Origin of the sequence: Bacillus sp. RK1064, from assembly GCF_051488405.1 — a bacterium.
Classification (GTDB): domain Bacteria; phylum Bacillota; class Bacilli; order Bacillales; family Bacillaceae; genus Bacillus.
On sequence record NZ_JBPSCZ010000001.1, the window covers coordinates 3,504,530 to 3,520,475 of the forward strand.

General features: G+C 43.2%; 19 protein-coding genes and 1 other annotated feature. Of the genes, 17 read left to right on the top strand and 2 right to left on the bottom strand.

Annotation, left to right across the window (positions count from 1 at the left end; all coding sequences use genetic code 11):
• The first annotated feature begins 81 nt into the window (after positions 1-81).
• The 14 genes from ACSSTM_RS17985 (at position 82) to pheA (ending at position 10,514) form a co-directional block, all read left to right on the top strand.
• Positions 82-1,101 (top strand): rod shape-determining protein, encoded by a 1,020-nt coding sequence (locus ACSSTM_RS17985; protein ID WP_012010766.1) that lies wholly within the window; start codon positions 82-84, stop codon positions 1,099-1,101.
• A 27-nt stretch (positions 1,102-1,128) separates the two neighbouring features.
• The gene (gene mreC / locus ACSSTM_RS17990; RefSeq protein WP_003216396.1) at positions 1,129-2,028 is read left to right on the top strand and encodes a rod shape-determining protein MreC; all 900 of its coding nucleotides are present in this window, start codon (positions 1,129-1,131) and stop codon (positions 2,026-2,028) included.
• Entirely contained in the window at positions 2,025-2,543 is a 519-nt protein-coding gene (gene mreD / locus ACSSTM_RS17995) for a rod shape-determining protein MreD (protein WP_034661648.1), read from the top strand. The genes mreC and mreD overlap by 4 nt, the downstream gene beginning before the upstream one ends.
• A 54-nt stretch (positions 2,544-2,597) precedes the next feature.
• Entirely contained in the window at positions 2,598-3,281 is a 684-nt protein-coding gene (minC, locus tag ACSSTM_RS18000; protein ID WP_095285521.1) for a septum site-determining protein MinC, read from the top strand.
• A 2-nt stretch (positions 3,282-3,283) separates the two neighbouring features.
• Complete coding sequence (gene minD, locus ACSSTM_RS18005) at positions 3,284-4,087, top strand: septum site-determining protein MinD (protein WP_003216504.1); 804 nt, start codon at positions 3,284-3,286, stop codon at positions 4,085-4,087.
• Positions 4,088-4,196: 109 nt separating this feature from the next.
• Entirely contained in the window at positions 4,197-4,988 is a 792-nt protein-coding gene (locus ACSSTM_RS18010) for a M23 family metallopeptidase (protein WP_034661641.1), read from the top strand.
• Positions 4,981-5,850 (top strand): M50 family metallopeptidase, encoded by an 870-nt coding sequence (locus tag ACSSTM_RS18015; protein ID WP_034661637.1) that lies wholly within the window; start codon positions 4,981-4,983, stop codon positions 5,848-5,850. Before ACSSTM_RS18010 ends, ACSSTM_RS18015 begins: the two co-directional genes overlap by 8 nt.
• Positions 5,851-5,916: 66 nt before the next feature.
• Positions 5,917-5,989, top strand: a sequence feature (ribosomal protein L21 leader region).
• A 12-nt stretch (positions 5,990-6,001) separates the two neighbouring features.
• Positions 6,002-6,310 (top strand): 50S ribosomal protein L21, encoded by a 309-nt coding sequence (gene rplU / locus ACSSTM_RS18020; RefSeq protein WP_003216781.1) that lies wholly within the window; start codon positions 6,002-6,004, stop codon positions 6,308-6,310.
• Positions 6,311-6,324: 14 nt separating this feature from the next.
• Complete coding sequence (locus tag ACSSTM_RS18025; RefSeq protein ID WP_034661634.1) at positions 6,325-6,663, top strand: ribosomal-processing cysteine protease Prp; 339 nt, start codon at positions 6,325-6,327, stop codon at positions 6,661-6,663.
• 12 nt (positions 6,664-6,675) lie between these two features.
• Complete coding sequence (gene rpmA, locus ACSSTM_RS18030) at positions 6,676-6,960, top strand: 50S ribosomal protein L27 (protein WP_003216586.1); 285 nt, start codon at positions 6,676-6,678, stop codon at positions 6,958-6,960.
• A gap of 256 nt (positions 6,961-7,216) precedes the next feature.
• On the top strand, positions 7,217-7,810 hold the full coding sequence (locus tag ACSSTM_RS18035) for a Spo0B C-terminal domain-containing protein (protein ID WP_437404272.1): 594 nt from the start codon (positions 7,217-7,219) through the stop codon (positions 7,808-7,810).
• A 21-nt stretch (positions 7,811-7,831) separates the two neighbouring features.
• A complete protein-coding gene (gene obgE / locus ACSSTM_RS18040; RefSeq protein WP_034661626.1) occupies positions 7,832-9,118 on the top strand; it encodes a GTPase ObgE in 1,287 nt (428 codons plus the stop codon).
• A 55-nt stretch (positions 9,119-9,173) separates the two neighbouring features.
• Complete coding sequence (locus tag ACSSTM_RS18045; protein WP_003216269.1) at positions 9,174-9,617, top strand: ACT domain-containing protein; 444 nt, start codon at positions 9,174-9,176, stop codon at positions 9,615-9,617.
• Positions 9,618-9,635: 18 nt separating this feature from the next.
• On the top strand, positions 9,636-10,514 hold the full coding sequence (pheA, locus tag ACSSTM_RS18050) for a prephenate dehydratase (protein WP_034661622.1): 879 nt from the start codon (positions 9,636-9,638) through the stop codon (positions 10,512-10,514).
• Between the two features lie 22 nt (positions 10,515-10,536).
• On the opposite strand, the gene ACSSTM_RS18055 is transcribed toward pheA, so the two are convergent.
• Positions 10,537-11,079, bottom strand: coding sequence for a transcription repressor NadR (locus ACSSTM_RS18055; protein ID WP_034661619.1), 543 nt, complete (start codon positions 11,077-11,079; stop codon positions 10,537-10,539).
• Positions 11,080-11,082: 3 nt separating this feature from the next.
• Positions 11,083-12,225: an IscS subfamily cysteine desulfurase gene (locus ACSSTM_RS18060; RefSeq protein WP_420735156.1), complete on the bottom strand. Its 1,143-nt coding sequence runs from the start codon at positions 12,223-12,225 to the stop codon at positions 11,083-11,085.
• Positions 12,226-12,322: 97 nt separating this feature from the next.
• On the opposite strand from ACSSTM_RS18060, the gene nadB reads away from it, so the two are divergent.
• Genes nadB through nadA form a run of 3 tightly spaced genes read left to right on the top strand, consistent with a single transcriptional unit; the run spans position 12,323 to position 15,838 of the window.
• Complete coding sequence (gene nadB, locus ACSSTM_RS18065; protein ID WP_309415658.1) at positions 12,323-13,897, top strand: L-aspartate oxidase; 1,575 nt, start codon at positions 12,323-12,325, stop codon at positions 13,895-13,897.
• A complete protein-coding gene (nadC, locus tag ACSSTM_RS18070; protein WP_034661605.1) occupies positions 13,879-14,742 on the top strand; it encodes a carboxylating nicotinate-nucleotide diphosphorylase in 864 nt (287 codons plus the stop codon). Before nadB ends, nadC begins: the two co-directional genes overlap by 19 nt.
• Entirely contained in the window at positions 14,729-15,838 is a 1,110-nt protein-coding gene (gene nadA / locus ACSSTM_RS18075) for a quinolinate synthase NadA (RefSeq protein ID WP_034661601.1), read from the top strand. Before nadC ends, nadA begins: the two co-directional genes overlap by 14 nt.
• Positions 15,839-15,946 lie beyond the last annotated feature (108 nt).

Below are 15,946 nucleotides of genomic sequence, written 5' to 3' on the forward strand. Positions count from 1 at the left end.
TTTCAATGTTTTACGATATAATAGAGTTTATGAGTTTTTCCCTAAAGGGAATTTTGGTTTAAGAAAGGAAGATACATACATATGTTTGGAATTGGTACAAAAGACCTTGGAATAGATCTTGGAACAGCGAATACGCTTGTTTTTATTAAAGGAAAAGGCATTGTTGTAAGAGAACCTTCGGTCGTAGCTTTGGAAACTGATACGAAGTCTATAGTGGCGGTCGGAAATGACGCTAGAAACATGATTGGCCGTACACCTGGTAATGTTGTGGCACTACGCCCGATGAAAGACGGAGTCATTGCAGATTACGAGACGACAGCAACAATGATGAAATATTACATTAATCAAGCATTAAAAGGCAAAGGGCTTTTTGCTCGTAAACCTTACGTGATGGTATGTGTACCATCTGGTATTACAGCTGTAGAAGAGCGTGCAGTCATTGATGCAACAAGACAAGCTGGTGCACGTGACGCATACCCGATTGAAGAGCCATTTGCTGCGGCGATCGGTGCTAACCTGCCTGTATGGGAGCCAACAGGAAGTATGGTTGTAGACATTGGCGGCGGTACAACAGAGGTAGCTATTATTTCTCTTGGCGGCATTGTGACCTCACAGTCGATCCGCGTGGCAGGAGATGAAATGGATGATGCGATCAGCAGCTACATCCGTAAAACGTATAACCTGATGATCGGTGACCGTACGTCAGAAGCCATTAAAATGGAAATCGGTTCTGCACAGCCTGATGTACATGATGAGATGGATATTCGCGGCCGTGACCTTTTAACAGGTCTGCCAAAAACGATCTCTATTACGGCAGATGAGATTGCAAAAGCGCTTCGCGATACGGTGGAAACAATTGTCGATGCGGTGAAAATGACACTTGAAAAAACCCCGCCTGAGCTGGCAGCAGATATTATGGACCGCGGAATCGTTTTAACAGGCGGCGGTGCATTGCTGCGTAATCTTGACAAAGTCATTAGTGATGAAACGAAGATGCCAGTCATTATTGCTGAAGACCCGCTTGACTGTGTGGCAATCGGTACAGGAAAAGCACTAGAGCACATTCATTTGTTCAAAGGAAAATCTAAAGATAATCGATAATCGGGCGTAAATAAAGAGGTGTAAGACATGCCGCAGTTTTTTATGAATAAAAGATTAATGTTGCTCCTTGTCTGTGTCATCGTACTGGTGGCCATGATTGGTTTTTCAGTGAAAAGCGGCAGAGGTGCTTCATGGCCGGAAAAATTAGTGGGGGATACGACAGGCTTTTTTCAAGGTGTCTTTCATAAACCATCACAATTTATTGCCGGTATTTATGGGAACGTACAAGATTTAAAGAACACATATGATGAAAACGAGCGTCTTCGAAAAAAACTTGATGGACAAACTCAATATGAGGCGAAACTTCAAGAGCTAGAAGATGAGAACAAAAAGCTTCGCAAGCAGCTCGGATATGTGAACTCTATTCGTGATTATACGCCAATTCTATCAACGGTTATCGCGAGAAACCCGTCCCTTTGGGATAGCTTTGTGATGATTGATAAAGGGAAAAAACAAGGCGTTGACAAAGATATGGCGGTCACAAATGAGAGTGGTGCGTTAATTGGGAAAATTGAAAGTGATAAGCTCAACAATTTTACTTCAACTGTAAGGTTGCTAAGCTCTACGGACCAAAATAATAGAATTTCAACGAAAATTTTTGCGAAAAAGGGCAAAGAAGAACTCAACGGAATTATTAACGGTTATGACAGTAAGAAAAAAATGCTGACAATGAATATTCTGAAATCTGATGCAGATGGAGATGTCAAAAAAGGAGATCTTGTTGAAACATCTGGAGCAGGGGGCGTATTCCCGCAAGGCTTGACGATTGGTAAGGTGAGTGAAATCGAGCCAGATCATTACGGCCTGACAAAAATTATTTATGTAGAACCAGCGGCTGAACTCAACAATTTAGACCGCGTGATTGTGGTGAATCGCAGCTCAAGTACGGCAGATGCATCTGAATTGACGAAGGAGGAAGGCTCGTGAGACGTGTCCTTCTTGCTTTCGTCATGTTGTTTATCTTCGTATTTGACAGTATTTTTGTCGATCTAGTGAAGCTCCCATTTGTTTCAGACAATCAAATTTTAGCTCCTCATTTCATCTTACTCGCACTTGTATTTATGACTGCTTTTGTGAATCAAAAATATGGTGTGATTTTCGGTTTTATCTTTGGACTTTTATATGATATTTCGTATACAGGCATACTTGGTGTTCATATGTTTGGCTTTGGAGCGCTCTGCTATTTGCTAGCGAAAGCCTTTAAAGTTCTGCAAACGAATATGCTAGTGGTCGTCTTTCTGTCGATTATTGCTGTTTCCGTGATGGAGTTTTATGTATACGGCGTTCAAGCGACAATTCAACCAGGAATTATGCCGTTTAATACGTATGTCATCGAACGCTTTATTCCAACGATTCTTTTAAATACTGCTGCGTCTCTCATACTTGTTGTGCCGCTTAGGCTCTTTTTCATCAATATGAAACAAGGACTGATCGACGAATAAAAGCAGGAGTTTGTCCAATTACGGCGAAATGAGTATGTTGTTGAGGTGAGCATCTTGAAAACTCAAAAACAGCAATATGTGACGATAAAAGGTACAAAAAACGGATTAACATTACAGTTAAATGATGACTGTTCGTTTGATGACCTTCTTTCTGGCTTGCGAGAGGTTCTTTTACTTGAGCAATATACAGATGGTAGAGAAGGGCATAAGGTCAATGTGCATATTAAGCTTGGTTTTCGGTATTTAACAGAGGATCAGGAAATGCGTTTGACTGAAGCGGTCTCTGAAAATGAACATCTCGTCATTCACTCCATTGAAAGTGACGTCATGTCAACTGAAGAGGCGAGACGATTAAAAGCAGAGGCCGAAATTACCTCTGTAGCCAAAATTGTGCGCTCTGGACAGGTGCTGTATGTCGAAGGAGATCTCTTATTAATAGGAGATGTCAATCCTGGCGGAACGATTCGTGCAGGGGGAAATATTTTTGTGCTCGGCGCTTTAAAAGGCGTGGCACATGCTGGATGTAATGGGAATAAACAAGCTGTCATTGCGGCATCTCGTATGATTCCAACACAGCTTCGCATCGCACAAGTGCTTAACCGTGCACCAGATCAAAAAGAAGATGGAAACGAAATGGAATGTGCTTATTTAGATATAGATGGCAACATGATCATTGAACGCCTGCAGCAATTGGCTCATATAAGACCTAATCTGACAAGGCTTGAGGGAGGAATGTGAAATTGGGCGAGGCTATTGTGATTACCTCAGGAAAAGGCGGCGTTGGCAAAACAACAACATCTGCAAACTTAGGCACAGCACTAGCAATTCAAGGGAAAAAAGTGTGTCTAGTGGATACCGATATTGGCCTTCGGAATCTAGATGTCGTGATGGGGCTTGAGAACCGCATTATTTATGATCTAGTCGATGTAGTAGAAGGAAGATGTAAAATTCACCAAGCGCTTGTAAAAGATAAGCGTTTCGAGGATCTTTTGTATCTTTTACCCGCTGCTCAAACAAGCGATAAAACGGCTGTAGAGCCGGAGCAGATCAAAGAATTAATTCAATCATTGAAACAAGACTTTGATTATGTCGTCATTGATTGCCCTGCTGGAATTGAGCAAGGCTTTAAAAATGCTGTATCTGGTGCAGATAAGGCAATTGTCGTGACGACGCCTGAGATCTCAGCTGTGAGAGATGCTGACCGTATCATCGGCTTGTTAGAACAAGAAGATATCGAACCACCTCGTTTGATTGTCAACCGTATTCGTACACACATGGCGAAAAGTGGCGATTCAATGGATGTGGATGAAGTTGTACATCACTTATCGATTGATCTTCTTGGCATTGTCGCAGATGATGATGACGTGATTAAGGCTTCAAACAATGGTGAACCGATTGTCATGGATGCTAAAAACAAAGTATCGATTGCGTATCGTAATATCGCCCGCCGTGTACTAGGCGAATCTGTTCCGCTTCAATCATTTGAAGATGAAAACAAAGGAATGTTTGCGAAGCTGAAAGCATTTTTTGGTGTAAGAGCATAAGCATTCAAGTAAGATGAGACCGATTCGATGAGAATCGGTCTTTTTGTTGCATATCAGATGAGGTCGTCACATAAAATGTACAAACTGTTTGTATGTAAAGGGTGATCTCATGAAAAGAGTGGACGAGTACCGAAAGAAAATTGCGCAGCGCCGCAAAACGAAGCAGCCAGCTGCTCCACCTAAGAAGACGACTTTCAAGAAAAAAGAAGATATCCCTCCATGGGTCATGCTGACAGAGGAAGAAAAGCATTCAGGGTCGTCTTCCTTTGAGTCGTCGTCTCACCAGCCGAAGAAATATCGGCATCCGTTATTTAACCCCAATGCTTTTGTGCTTAAATGTTTATTATCTGCGTCCCTTGTGTTGATTGCAGCCATTTCATTTAAAGGTCAGGCAGGGCCGTTTCAGCAGCTGAAGCCGATCATTACGCAGACCTTTGAGCAAGATTTTCAATTTGCTGCTGCCAATCACTGGTTTGAGAAAACAGTTGGAAACCCCCTTGCCTTTTTAACCGACAAAAAGGCAGACCAAAAAGATGTACAAGCGAACCAAGAACTGGCTGTACCTGCTTCTGGAAAAGTGCAGGAATCCTTTACGCAAAATGGAGCAGGTGTCAAAGTCGAAACATCGGCTGAAGCGATTGATAGTATGAAGGAAGGCTATGTAGTAGAAGTGAAAAAGAAAAGTGACACAGGGCTTACAGTGGTCGTGCAGCATGCGGATAACAGCTATAGCTGGTACGGTCAATTAAAGGAAGCCGATGTGGCCTTATACGATTTTGTCGATAAGGGTGAGAAAATTGGCCAGATCTCACTTGATGATCAAGGAAAGGGCACATATTACTTTGCCATTAAGCAAAATGAACAGTTTATCGATCCTATTCAGGTGATGACCTTTGAATAGATGGCTGGTCATGCTGACGAAAATTCACATTCATCCGCTGCTGTGGATTGTGATGGCGTTTGCGATTCTCTCTGGTCAAATCAAGCCGCTGCTTTGTCTGCTCATCATCGTCTTTGTCCATGAGCTTGGACATGCAGCGGCTGCTTGCTATTATCATTGGCGCATTCGGCGGATTTTTTTACTGCCATTTGGCGGAGCGGTAGAAGTAGAAGAGCATGGGAACCGTCCGCTAAAGGAAGAGTTGGCGGTCATTTTATGCGGGCCGCTCCAGCATGTACCGCTCCAGCTTATGGCATGGATTTTCATGGAAACTTCTCTTATTTCGCACGACATTTTTACGATGTTCACTTTTTATAATATGGCGATTTTTCTTGTGAATCTTTTGCCTATTTGGCCGCTTGATGGCGGGAAATTATTCTTTTTGCTCTTATCAGCATATTACCCTTTCCAACGTGCACATACCCTTGCCATAAAAGGCTCACTTGTCTTTTTCGTTCTATTGACTGCAGGGTTGCTTTTGTTTGCGCCGCTGCAATTCAACGGCTGGGTGCTGCTCACTTTTTTAGCCTATTCACTCGTAATGGAACACCGGCAGCGGCATTACGTCAGGGTCCGCTTTTTACTAGAACGCTATTACGGTAAAAAAGAGCAAAAGGTAGAAAAGCTTATTCCGCTGAGAGCGAGCGCTGAGGAAAAAGTATATGAAGTAATGGCGCGATTCCAAAGAGGCTGTAAGCATCCGATTATTATTGAAAGAGATGGCGTGAAAATGAGCCAGCTTGACGAAAATGAACTGCTCCATGCGTATTTTTCAGATCGAAGAACCAACTCCTCAATGGAAGAGCTCCTTTTGCCGTACTAGTGATGAAAATACGTTGACATTCTGCTTCTAATTTGATATATTTTTTAATGTTATGGATATGTAGCACCCGTGCTACAACCGCGCGAAGCAGGTGTAAAGAGCCTAAGGCCCCCTGTATTCGGCGAGTCTGAGTTTATTAGGAGGTGCAGAGATGTACGCAATTATCGAAACTGGTGGTAAACAAGTAAAAGTTGAAGAAGGTCAAACTGTTTATGTTGAAAAACTAGCTGCTGAAGCAGGTGAAACAGTAACTTTCGAAAACGTATTGTTTGTCGGCGGAGACACTGTCAAAGTGGGTAACCCTTCAGTTGCTGGAGCAACAGTAACGGCTAAAGTTGAAAAACAAGGTCGCGGTAAGAAAATTACTGTGTTCAAGTACAAACCGAAGAAAAACAACCACAAGAAACAAGGTCATCGTCAACCTTACACTAAAGTTGTTATCGAAAAAATCAACGCTTAAGGCGTGTGAGTGATATGATCAAAGCAACCATTACTCGGTCGGCAGCAGATGAAAGCATTACGTCTTTTCAGATGACTGGACATGCCGAGTTTGCTGAAAAAGGTCAGGATCTCGTTTGTGCAGGTGTATCTGCTGTTGTTTTCGGCTCAGTCAATTCAATTATTGCACTGACAGGAATGGATCCACTGCTCGATATTGGTGAAGAAGGCGGCTATTTCTCTTTTGAATTGCCAGCTGATACAGATCCAGTATCCTTTGAAAAAGCCCAGCTGCTTTTAGAAGGCATGGTCGTTTCCTTAGAGACAATCGAACGAGATTATCACGATTATGTGAGAATATCTACAAAAAAATAGGAGGTGAACTTCATGCTTAGATTAGATCTTCAATTTTTCGCATCTAAAAAAGGGGTAGGTTCTACAAAGAACGGACGTGACTCTGAGTCTAAACGTTTAGGCGCTAAACGTGCTGATGGTCAATTCGTAACTGGTGGTTCTATCCTTTATCGTCAACGTGGAACGAAAATCTATCCAGGTGAAAACGTTGGACGCGGAGGCGACGACACTCTTTTCGCTAAAATCGACGGAACAGTTAAATTCGAACGTTTCGGTCGTGACCGTAAAAAAGTGAGCGTATATCCTGCGGCACAATAATTGCTAAAAACTCCGGTCATTGACTGGAGTTTTTTTCACTTTTTACAAGTAGTATCGAAGATGATAAAAGAAGATGCACTCCATAAATATCAAAGAACATTTGCTGACTTTGCCTCATTTTCTCCTATAGATCAGAAAAAACAACCTTTCCTCACATAACTAGTGTTTTTCTATGCTGTCTTCTCTGTTATAATTCAGGGAGACATAGTGATGATAAGACTCCTAAAAGAGAGACCAAACGATTGGGAGTGCGATAATGGAAGAGATACCAAGTAAACAAAACGAAAAATTAATTCACGTTGCATTAACAAATGAATTGATCTATCTGCTCAGTCGTTCAAGACACGACTGGATGAATAAATTGCAGCTGATCAAGGGCAACTTGACATTAGAAAAATATGACCGGGTGTTTGAAATTATAGAAGAAATGGTCATTGAAGCACAGCATGAATCCAAACTCTCAAATTTAAAAATTCCCCAATTGGCCTATTACTTTCTAACATTTAATTGGGAGTCGCATTTTATCACCCTAGAATATGAAGTGCTTGGTGAAACCCGAGACTTATCAGCATATGAATCGCAGCTGCTAACGGTATCACAGGAGTTGTTTTCGATATTCGATCAATCAGTTTGCCAAAAAACTGAAAATCATTTAACGGTCACGTTCCAAACAGATCAAGAAGAGAATGATGTGGTCTTATATTTTGATTTCAAAGGAAAATTAACAAGTTTGGATGCGTTAAATGCGTTTCATGACGCAAACTATCCATGTATGAGTGTAGCTCAATTTCATGTGACAAGTCATGAGTCCATGATTGAGCTTTGTTTGAGGCAAGAACGAGATATGTGATGCAGAGAAACGGAGGAAGTTATGTTTGTAGATCAGGTTAAAGTGTATGTTAAAGGCGGTGACGGCGGAAACGGTATGGTGGCGTTCCGTCGTGAAAAATATGTGCCAAAAGGCGGACCAGCTGGCGGCGACGGCGGAAATGGTGCAGATGTTGTATTTGAAGTAGACGAAGGACTCAGAACGTTGATGGACTTTCGTTATAAGCGCCATTTTAAGGCGGATCGCGGCGAGCATGGAATGAGTAAAAACCAGCATGGCCGAAATGCGGAAGAAATGATTGTCAAAGTTCCGCCCGGTACGGTCGTGACAGATGCAGAGACGGAACAAGTACTCGCTGACTTAACAGAGCATGGACAGCGGGCAGTCATTGCAAAAGGCGGACGAGGCGGACGTGGAAATTCACGTTTCGCAACACCGGCAAACCCTGCACCGCAGCTTTCTGAAAACGGTGAGCCGGGAAAAGAACGTGACGTCATCTTAGAACTAAAAGTACTTGCAGATGTTGGACTTGTTGGTTTCCCAAGTGTCGGGAAGTCGACACTGCTTTCAATTGTCTCTTCTGCGAAACCGAAAATTGCGGATTATCATTTCACAACGCTTGTGCCGAACCTAGGAGTTGTCGAAACAGATGATAACCGAAGCTTCGTCATGGCGGATCTGCCAGGACTGATCGAAGGAGCGCACGAAGGCGTTGGCTTAGGTCATCAATTTTTACGCCACATTGAGCGGACACGGGTTATTGTCCATGTCATTGATATGTCAGCACTTGAAGGGCGTGACCCGTACGAAGATTATGTGACGATTAATGAAGAGCTTGAGCAATACAATATGAGATTGACTGAGCGTCCACAAATCATTGTAGCGAACAAAATGGACATGCCAGAAGCAGCTGACAATCTAGCGGCATTTAAAGAAAAATTAACGGATGACTATAAAGTGTTCCCAATTAGTGCGATCACAAGAGAAGGGCTTCGTGAGCTTTTATTTGAAATCGCCAATCAGCTTGAAACAACACCGGAATTCCCGCTCTATAATGAAGAGGAACTGTCTGATAACCGCGTGATGTACAGGTTTGATGAGGGAGACGCGCCATTTGAGATCACAAGAGATCCTGACGGTACGTTTGTCATAACGGGTAAAGCACTTGAGCGACTGTTTAAGATGACAGATTTCTCAAGAGACGAGTCCGTGAAACGATTCTCTAGACAACTGCGCGGAATGGGTGTCGATGATGCCTTGCGTGAGCGTGGTGCAAAAGACGGCGACATCATTCGTCTGCTTGAATTTGAATTTGAATTTATTGATTGATCAAAAGGAGGGTCCAGTCCATGGGCTCTCCCGTTTTTAAAAGGGGAGAAAACAGGTGAAAGAAGAAACGTTCTATTTAGTAAGAGAGGATGTCCTTCCAGATGCGATGCGAAAAACGCTTGAAGTCAAAAAGCTTCTCGATCGCAAAAAAGCGGATTCAGTTGCCGATGCTGTTCAACAAGCGGATTTAAGCCGCAGTGCTTTTTATAAATACAGAGATGCTGTTTTTCCATTTTATACGATGGTGAAAGAGCAGATCATCACATTGTTTTTCCACCTTGAGGATCGGTCTGGGGCTCTGTCAAGGCTGCTTCAAATTGTGGCGGACTCTGGCTGTAATGTGTTATCCATTCACCAAACGATTCCGCTGCAGGGAAGAGCGAATGTCACCCTATCCATTAGCACGGCTGGTATGGCAGATGATATCAATACAGTCATGAATCAATTAAGAAAACTTGAATTTGTCGAAAAAGTTGAAATTCTAGGTTCTGGGGCGTAAAAGGAGAGATCATAGCAGATGAAGCAATTAACTGTAGGTTATTTTGGACCAGAGGCAACATTTACTCATTTGGCCGTATGCTCTTGCTTTCCAGCAGATGCAGTGCAGCGTGCCTATGCAACGATTCCGCAATGTATGGATGCTGTGTCAAAAGGCGAAGTCGATTTGGCGGTCGTTCCACTTGAAAATGCACTCGAAGGATCTGTGAACTTAACGATTGATTATTTAATTCATGAGGAAGCGCTGTCCATTGTTGGTGAAATGACAGCACCGATTCGGCAGCATTTGCTTGTCCACCCATCAAGAGCGGAAAGCTGGGAGACATTAGATGTGATCCAATCACATCCGCACGCGATTGCCCAGTGTCATCAATTTCTGAAAAAGCAGTACCCAGATATTCCGCATCGTCCAGTAGAATCAACAGGCTATGCAGCCAAATATATCAGTGAGCATCCGGATGAGGCTGCTGGGGCCATTGCCAATGAAATTGCCGCGCAAACATATGGTTTAACGATTGCAAAAAAAGACATTCATGATTATCCGCACAATCATACACGCTTTGTTATTTTACATAAAGATCCTAAGGCGTCGTTCCCAATGAATGCTGGGTTCTCATCGAAGCCAAAAACGACCATTGTCGTCAGTCTGCCAAAGGATGACCAATCAGGTGCATTGCATCGCGTGTTATCTGCTTTTTCTTGGCGGAATCTCAACTTGTCAAAAATTGAATCTCGTCCGACAAAAACGGGTCTTGGACACTATTTATTTATAATAGATATTGAAAAAGAAATGGATGATGTCCTTGTCCCTGGCGCGATTCAGGAATTAGAAGCGATTGGCTGTGAGGTCAAACTGCTCGGCAGCTACCAAACATATGAACTAACGAATGAAAAATAGTGTCCCTTGCAGGACACTTTTTTTAGTCTTTAATTAAAAAACCAGCGTCATCGAGTGCTTGAATGGCTTGGTTAAGCTGCTTTTGACTGTAAGAAGTGAGTGTATGTAAATGCACGCCGTCTGTTAGTTCTGACAAGTAGGAGGCGCCCGTGTTAGAAATGTGATGGACGAAATCAGCTACTTGCTTGCGAGTGCTGACGCGAATAGAGGCCGTTAGTTCACCGTAAACGGGGTGCTCTATGATCACATCTTTCACCGTCACACCAAAGTCTACAATCAAGGTTAGTTCCTCTTCTGTACGAACAGGATTATGCTTGCAGGCGATGATTTGTTCAATTTCTCTTTCTGGCGCATGCTGCGGTGCCATATATACATAGCCTTGACTTGTAGCAATAATGGGTTCGTTTTTTGCTTTCAATAGTGACATATCTTGTACAATGACTTGTCGAGAGACAGCCGCCTTTTTAGCCAAAAAGCTTCCGGTGAGCGGTGAATCTGTTTCTTTCAGCCACTCTAAAATGGCGTTTCTTCTCTCTTCGCCAATGAGTTTCCTCTCTTGCTCCACGTCTTATGCTCCTTTCTTCTCCTTTTGCAATTGTTCAAATGTATGCAAAAGCTGATCGATGTCCTCTTTTGATGACTTCGATCCAAATGATACTCGAATGAATTGAAGAGCATCACGATCTGATACGTGCAATGCCTTCACAGCCGGGGAAGGATGGTGATAACCAGAAGCACATGCGCTTCCAGTCGATATACAAACCCCATGCCGGTTACATGCTAACATTACATATTGTCCTTCAAACCCTTCAAAAAAACAACCAATAATATGAGGCAGCATGCGGCGATTGCCATTGTTTTGAAGTGTACGAACAGGAAGATGTCTCATTTTCAGCTGCTGAAGAAAATAATCACGAAGCTGCTCATTCTGTCGTTGCTGCTCATCCAGCTTAAGCATCAATTGTTCACTTGCAGCAGCAAAAGCACCGATGCATGGAACGTTCACTGTTCCAAGGCGGAAGCCACCTTCCTGAACTGCACCTGAATATAAAGGCTTCCAAGGAACATGAGCGCTCATATAGACAGCACCAGCTCCTTTAGGTGCATACACTTTATGGCTAGAGATGGACACGGCATCAACCCCAAGCTCCTTGATGGACACACGAATCTTTCCGAATGTTTGCACGGCATCTGTATGAAAAAGAATGTGCCTTTCTTTTAAAAGGGGTGCTAATTCAGCGAGCGGCTGGATAATCCCTGTTTCTGAATTAGCATGCTGAATAGATACTAGTCCTGTTTCAGGCAATAATGCTTCTTTGAGAATGTCCTGAGTGATGATCCCATCTTGATTCGGTTCAATGATTGTGACCTTCACGCCAAGACGCTCTAAGCTACTAACCGCGTGATGAACAGAAGGGTGCTCTACAGAAGTTGTGATGACATGCTGCCTGTGTGCTGGCAGACCATTTGCGATCGATTGAATCGCCAGAAGATTGGATTCTGTTCCGCCGCTTGTAAAGTAGATGCCGTCTGGTTCGCCCTCAAGAATGGCAGCGAATGATTGTCTGCTGTAAGTCAGTATGTCATTTGCTCTTCCACCTGCATCATGAAGACTGCTTGCATTCCCGTAGCAATCTTGACTTAGCTGCTGAAAAACATGCAGTGCTTCCTCTGAAACAGGTGTAGAAGCTGCGTAATCTAAATAAACCAATCCATCCATCTCCTATGAGAAAATTTTTTCTTGTATTTATTGTAGTGTTGTGTAATGATATGTGTCAAGACAGGTGTAAATGACAGGAGGGGCGAAGGTGTCATCAATCAAAAAAGTCATTGTGGTGGGATCAGGCATTGCAGCGCTTTCCTTTGCAAAAACCATTTCAGAAAGCTGCCAAGTTATCATGATGACAAAAAAACAATTTTCCTCTAGTAATTCCATGCTTGCACAAGGAGGAATCGCTGCTGCCTTTTCAGCACAGGATTCAGTTCATCAGCATGTACAAGACACATTAGCTGCCGGCTGTGATCACAATGATGAGAGGGCGGTACAAGAGATCGTAAGTCTTGGAAAGCAATTGGTAGAGCAGCTCGTAGAAGAAGGCTGTCCATTTGATCAAACGGAGACGGGCGAGCCGCAATTAGGTAAAGAGGGGGCACATACGACTCATCGCATTTTGCATGCAGGAGGAGACCAAACAGGCAAAACACTCGTGCAGTATTTAAAAAGTCAGCTTGGCTCACATATTCATTTATACGAATATCACCATGTCATTGATCTATTGGTCCATGAAGAAGGAACCTGCATGGGTGTGGTGTGGAAAGACGAGAAAGGACACGTCCATACCATGACCGCAGATGCAGTTGTTTTATCCACGGGCGGCTGCGGCTCCCTATATGAAACAAACACAAATGACCCTTCTGTAACAGGAGACGGACTGATGATGGCCTATCGAGCCGGGGCACAATTAGCAGATCTTGAATTTGTTCAATTCCACCCCACCCTCTTGACGATCGCTGGAAAAGCAGTCGGTCTCGTTTCAGAGGCAGTCCGGGGAGAGGGAGCCTATTTAGAAGATGAAACAGGCAGGAGGATGATGAAAGGCATTCACCCACAAGCTGATTTAGCGCCTAGAGATGTGGTCGCTAGAGCTATTTTTCATGAGCAGCAATTAGGTCATGATCTGTATCTCAATATCAGCGAAATTCCACATTTCTCAGTTCGTTTTCCAGCCATTGCTGAAATGTGTGAACGGGCAGGTATCGATTTGGCAAGCGGCAGGCTCCCAGTTTCCCCTGGTATGCATTTTTTAATGGGCGGAATCTGCGTGAATGAATATGGAGAAACCACTGTTCCATCTCTTTTTGCTATCGGAGAAGCGGCCTGTACAGGATTACACGGAGCGAACCGATTAGCGAGTAATTCTCTCTTGGAAGGTCTCGTTTTAGGAAACAAAGCGGCACGGAGAATTGAACAGGTACCTAAACCGAAAAAAACAGTCCCATCTTTTTCTATTCAAGAAGTATGGTCCGTCCCAGCGATTTCAGAGGATCAGTTGAGACAATGGATGATGACATATGTCGCAATTGTAAGAGACGAAAAAGGGCTAAAGACCTTGCTTCAAGTATTACAGCAAGTCCCTTATCAGCAAACAAATGTGAAGAATATCACAAGTGAACAGATCGAATTAAGCAATCAATGGGCATTAGCGATTTGCCTTGTGAAGTCTGCATTACTTCGTACAGAAAGCAGAGGTGGCCATTTTCGAATGGATTATCCAAATCGGAATGATGCTTTGTGGCGGGGCATGCAGATTGTCCATGAAAAAGGCCACATTCATATGATGAAAAATGAAAGGATCGGTGCCAAATGGAACGTTTACAGTTAAAACAAATGATGACTCATTTTTTCACAGAAGATATTGGCTTTGGAGATGTATCAGCTGATGCCATTTTTGGAGAAAAGAAAGGAACAGCATACATCATCGCAAAACAATCGGGTGTATTGGCAGGTTCTCAAGTCATTGACATAGGGTACCGCCTGCTGAATGAACAGATTCAAGCTGAGTTGTTTTTTGAGGAAGGTGATTGGATTCATTCAGGCGCTGTGCTGGCGAAAATAAAGGGGCCGGTCAGCGACTTATTAAAAGGAGAAAGGGTCATTTTGAATGTCTTGCAGCGCATGACAGGTATCGCCACATTAACACATGAAGCGGTGCAGCGATTAGCGGATCCGTCGATTACGATTTGTGATACGAGAAAAACGACTCCCGGCTTGCGTATGTTAGAGAAATATGCTGTGAAGACAGGGGGCGGAAAGAATCATCGCTTCGGCTTATCAGATGGGGTGATGATTAAAGATAATCATATTGCCGCATGCGGCTCTATTCGTGAAGCTGTAGAGAAAGCAAGAGCATATGCGGGTCATATGGTGAAAATTGAAGTAGAAATTGAATCAGAAACGCAGCTAAAGGAAGCCATTGATGCAAAAGCCGATGTCATCATGTTTGACAACTGCTCTCCGGACGAGGTAAAACGTTTTAAACAAATGACACCGGAGACAATTCTGACTGAGGCTTCAGGAGGCATCACGCTTGAGACATTGCCAAGTTACAGAGGGACAGGTGTCGACCTTATTTCACTTGGTTTTCTGACACATTCTGTTCCAGCATTTGATTTTAGTATGAATATGGAATTCAGTCATAAAGGGGGAACAACTCATGTCACTGCTTGATGTACTTGCGAAACAACATGCAGCCATGATGCCAGAAGAATATAAACACCGATCTGTTGAAGAGATGAAGCAGCGTGTGTTAGACATTAAACGATCCTTTGGATCAAAACTCTTTATACCAGGGCATCATTATCAAAAGGATGAAGTCATCCAATTCGCAGATGCAACAGGAGATTCATTGCAGCTCGCACAAATAGCCGCGGACAACAAGGAAGCGGAGTACATTGTTTTCTGCGGTGTTCACTTCATGGCTGAAACGGCAGACATGCTGTCAAACAAGAATCAAAAGGTCCTATTGCCAGATATGAGAGCAGGCTGTTCAATGGCAGATATGGCGAACATGAAACAAACGGATAGAGCATGGGAGCAGCTCACTGATCTGTTTGGGGAGACAATTCTTCCACTTACGTATGTCAACTCAACAGCTGATATTAAAGCATTTGTCGGAAAGCATGGCGGGGCCACTGTGACATCATCAAACGCTAAAAAAGTGCTGGAGTGGGCGCTCACACAAAATGAGCGCATTCTGTTTCTCCCTGATCAGCATTTAGGGCGTAATACGGCATTCGATTTAGGCATTTCACTAGAAGAAATGGCTGTCTGGGATCAAATAGAAGAAAAGCTCATCACCGATCAGCCGCTTTCCCGCATCAAGATGATTTTATGGAAAGGCCATTGCTCTGTCCATGAGAAATTTACGGTGCGGAATATTGAAGAAACGAGAAAAAGAGACCGTGACATTCAAATCCTTGTCCATCCAGAATGCACGCATGAAGTCGTCAGGGCTTCTGATCTTGCCGGTTCAACGAAATTTATTATTGATACGATTAAGGAAGCGCCAGCAGGAAGCAAGTGGGCGATTGGAACAGAGATGAATTTAGTCAAGCGGATAATAGATCAGCATCCAGATAAACAAATTGAATCCCTCAATCCGGATATGTGTCCATGTTTGACCATGAATCGGATCGATCTTCCTCATTTGTTATGGTCACTAGAAAGCATTGAGAAAGGTGATCCGGTCGGTTTGATTCAGGTCAATGAAGACATTACCAAAGAGGCTTTACTTGCACTGAATAAAATGCTCGCCATTAAATAATAAATCAGCCCCTCCTATCAGAAAACAAGTTTTTATCATATCGGCTTGTAAATAGGCATAAATTTATGGTGAAACATATTGTACTTCTGACATAACCGTTACGTTCAC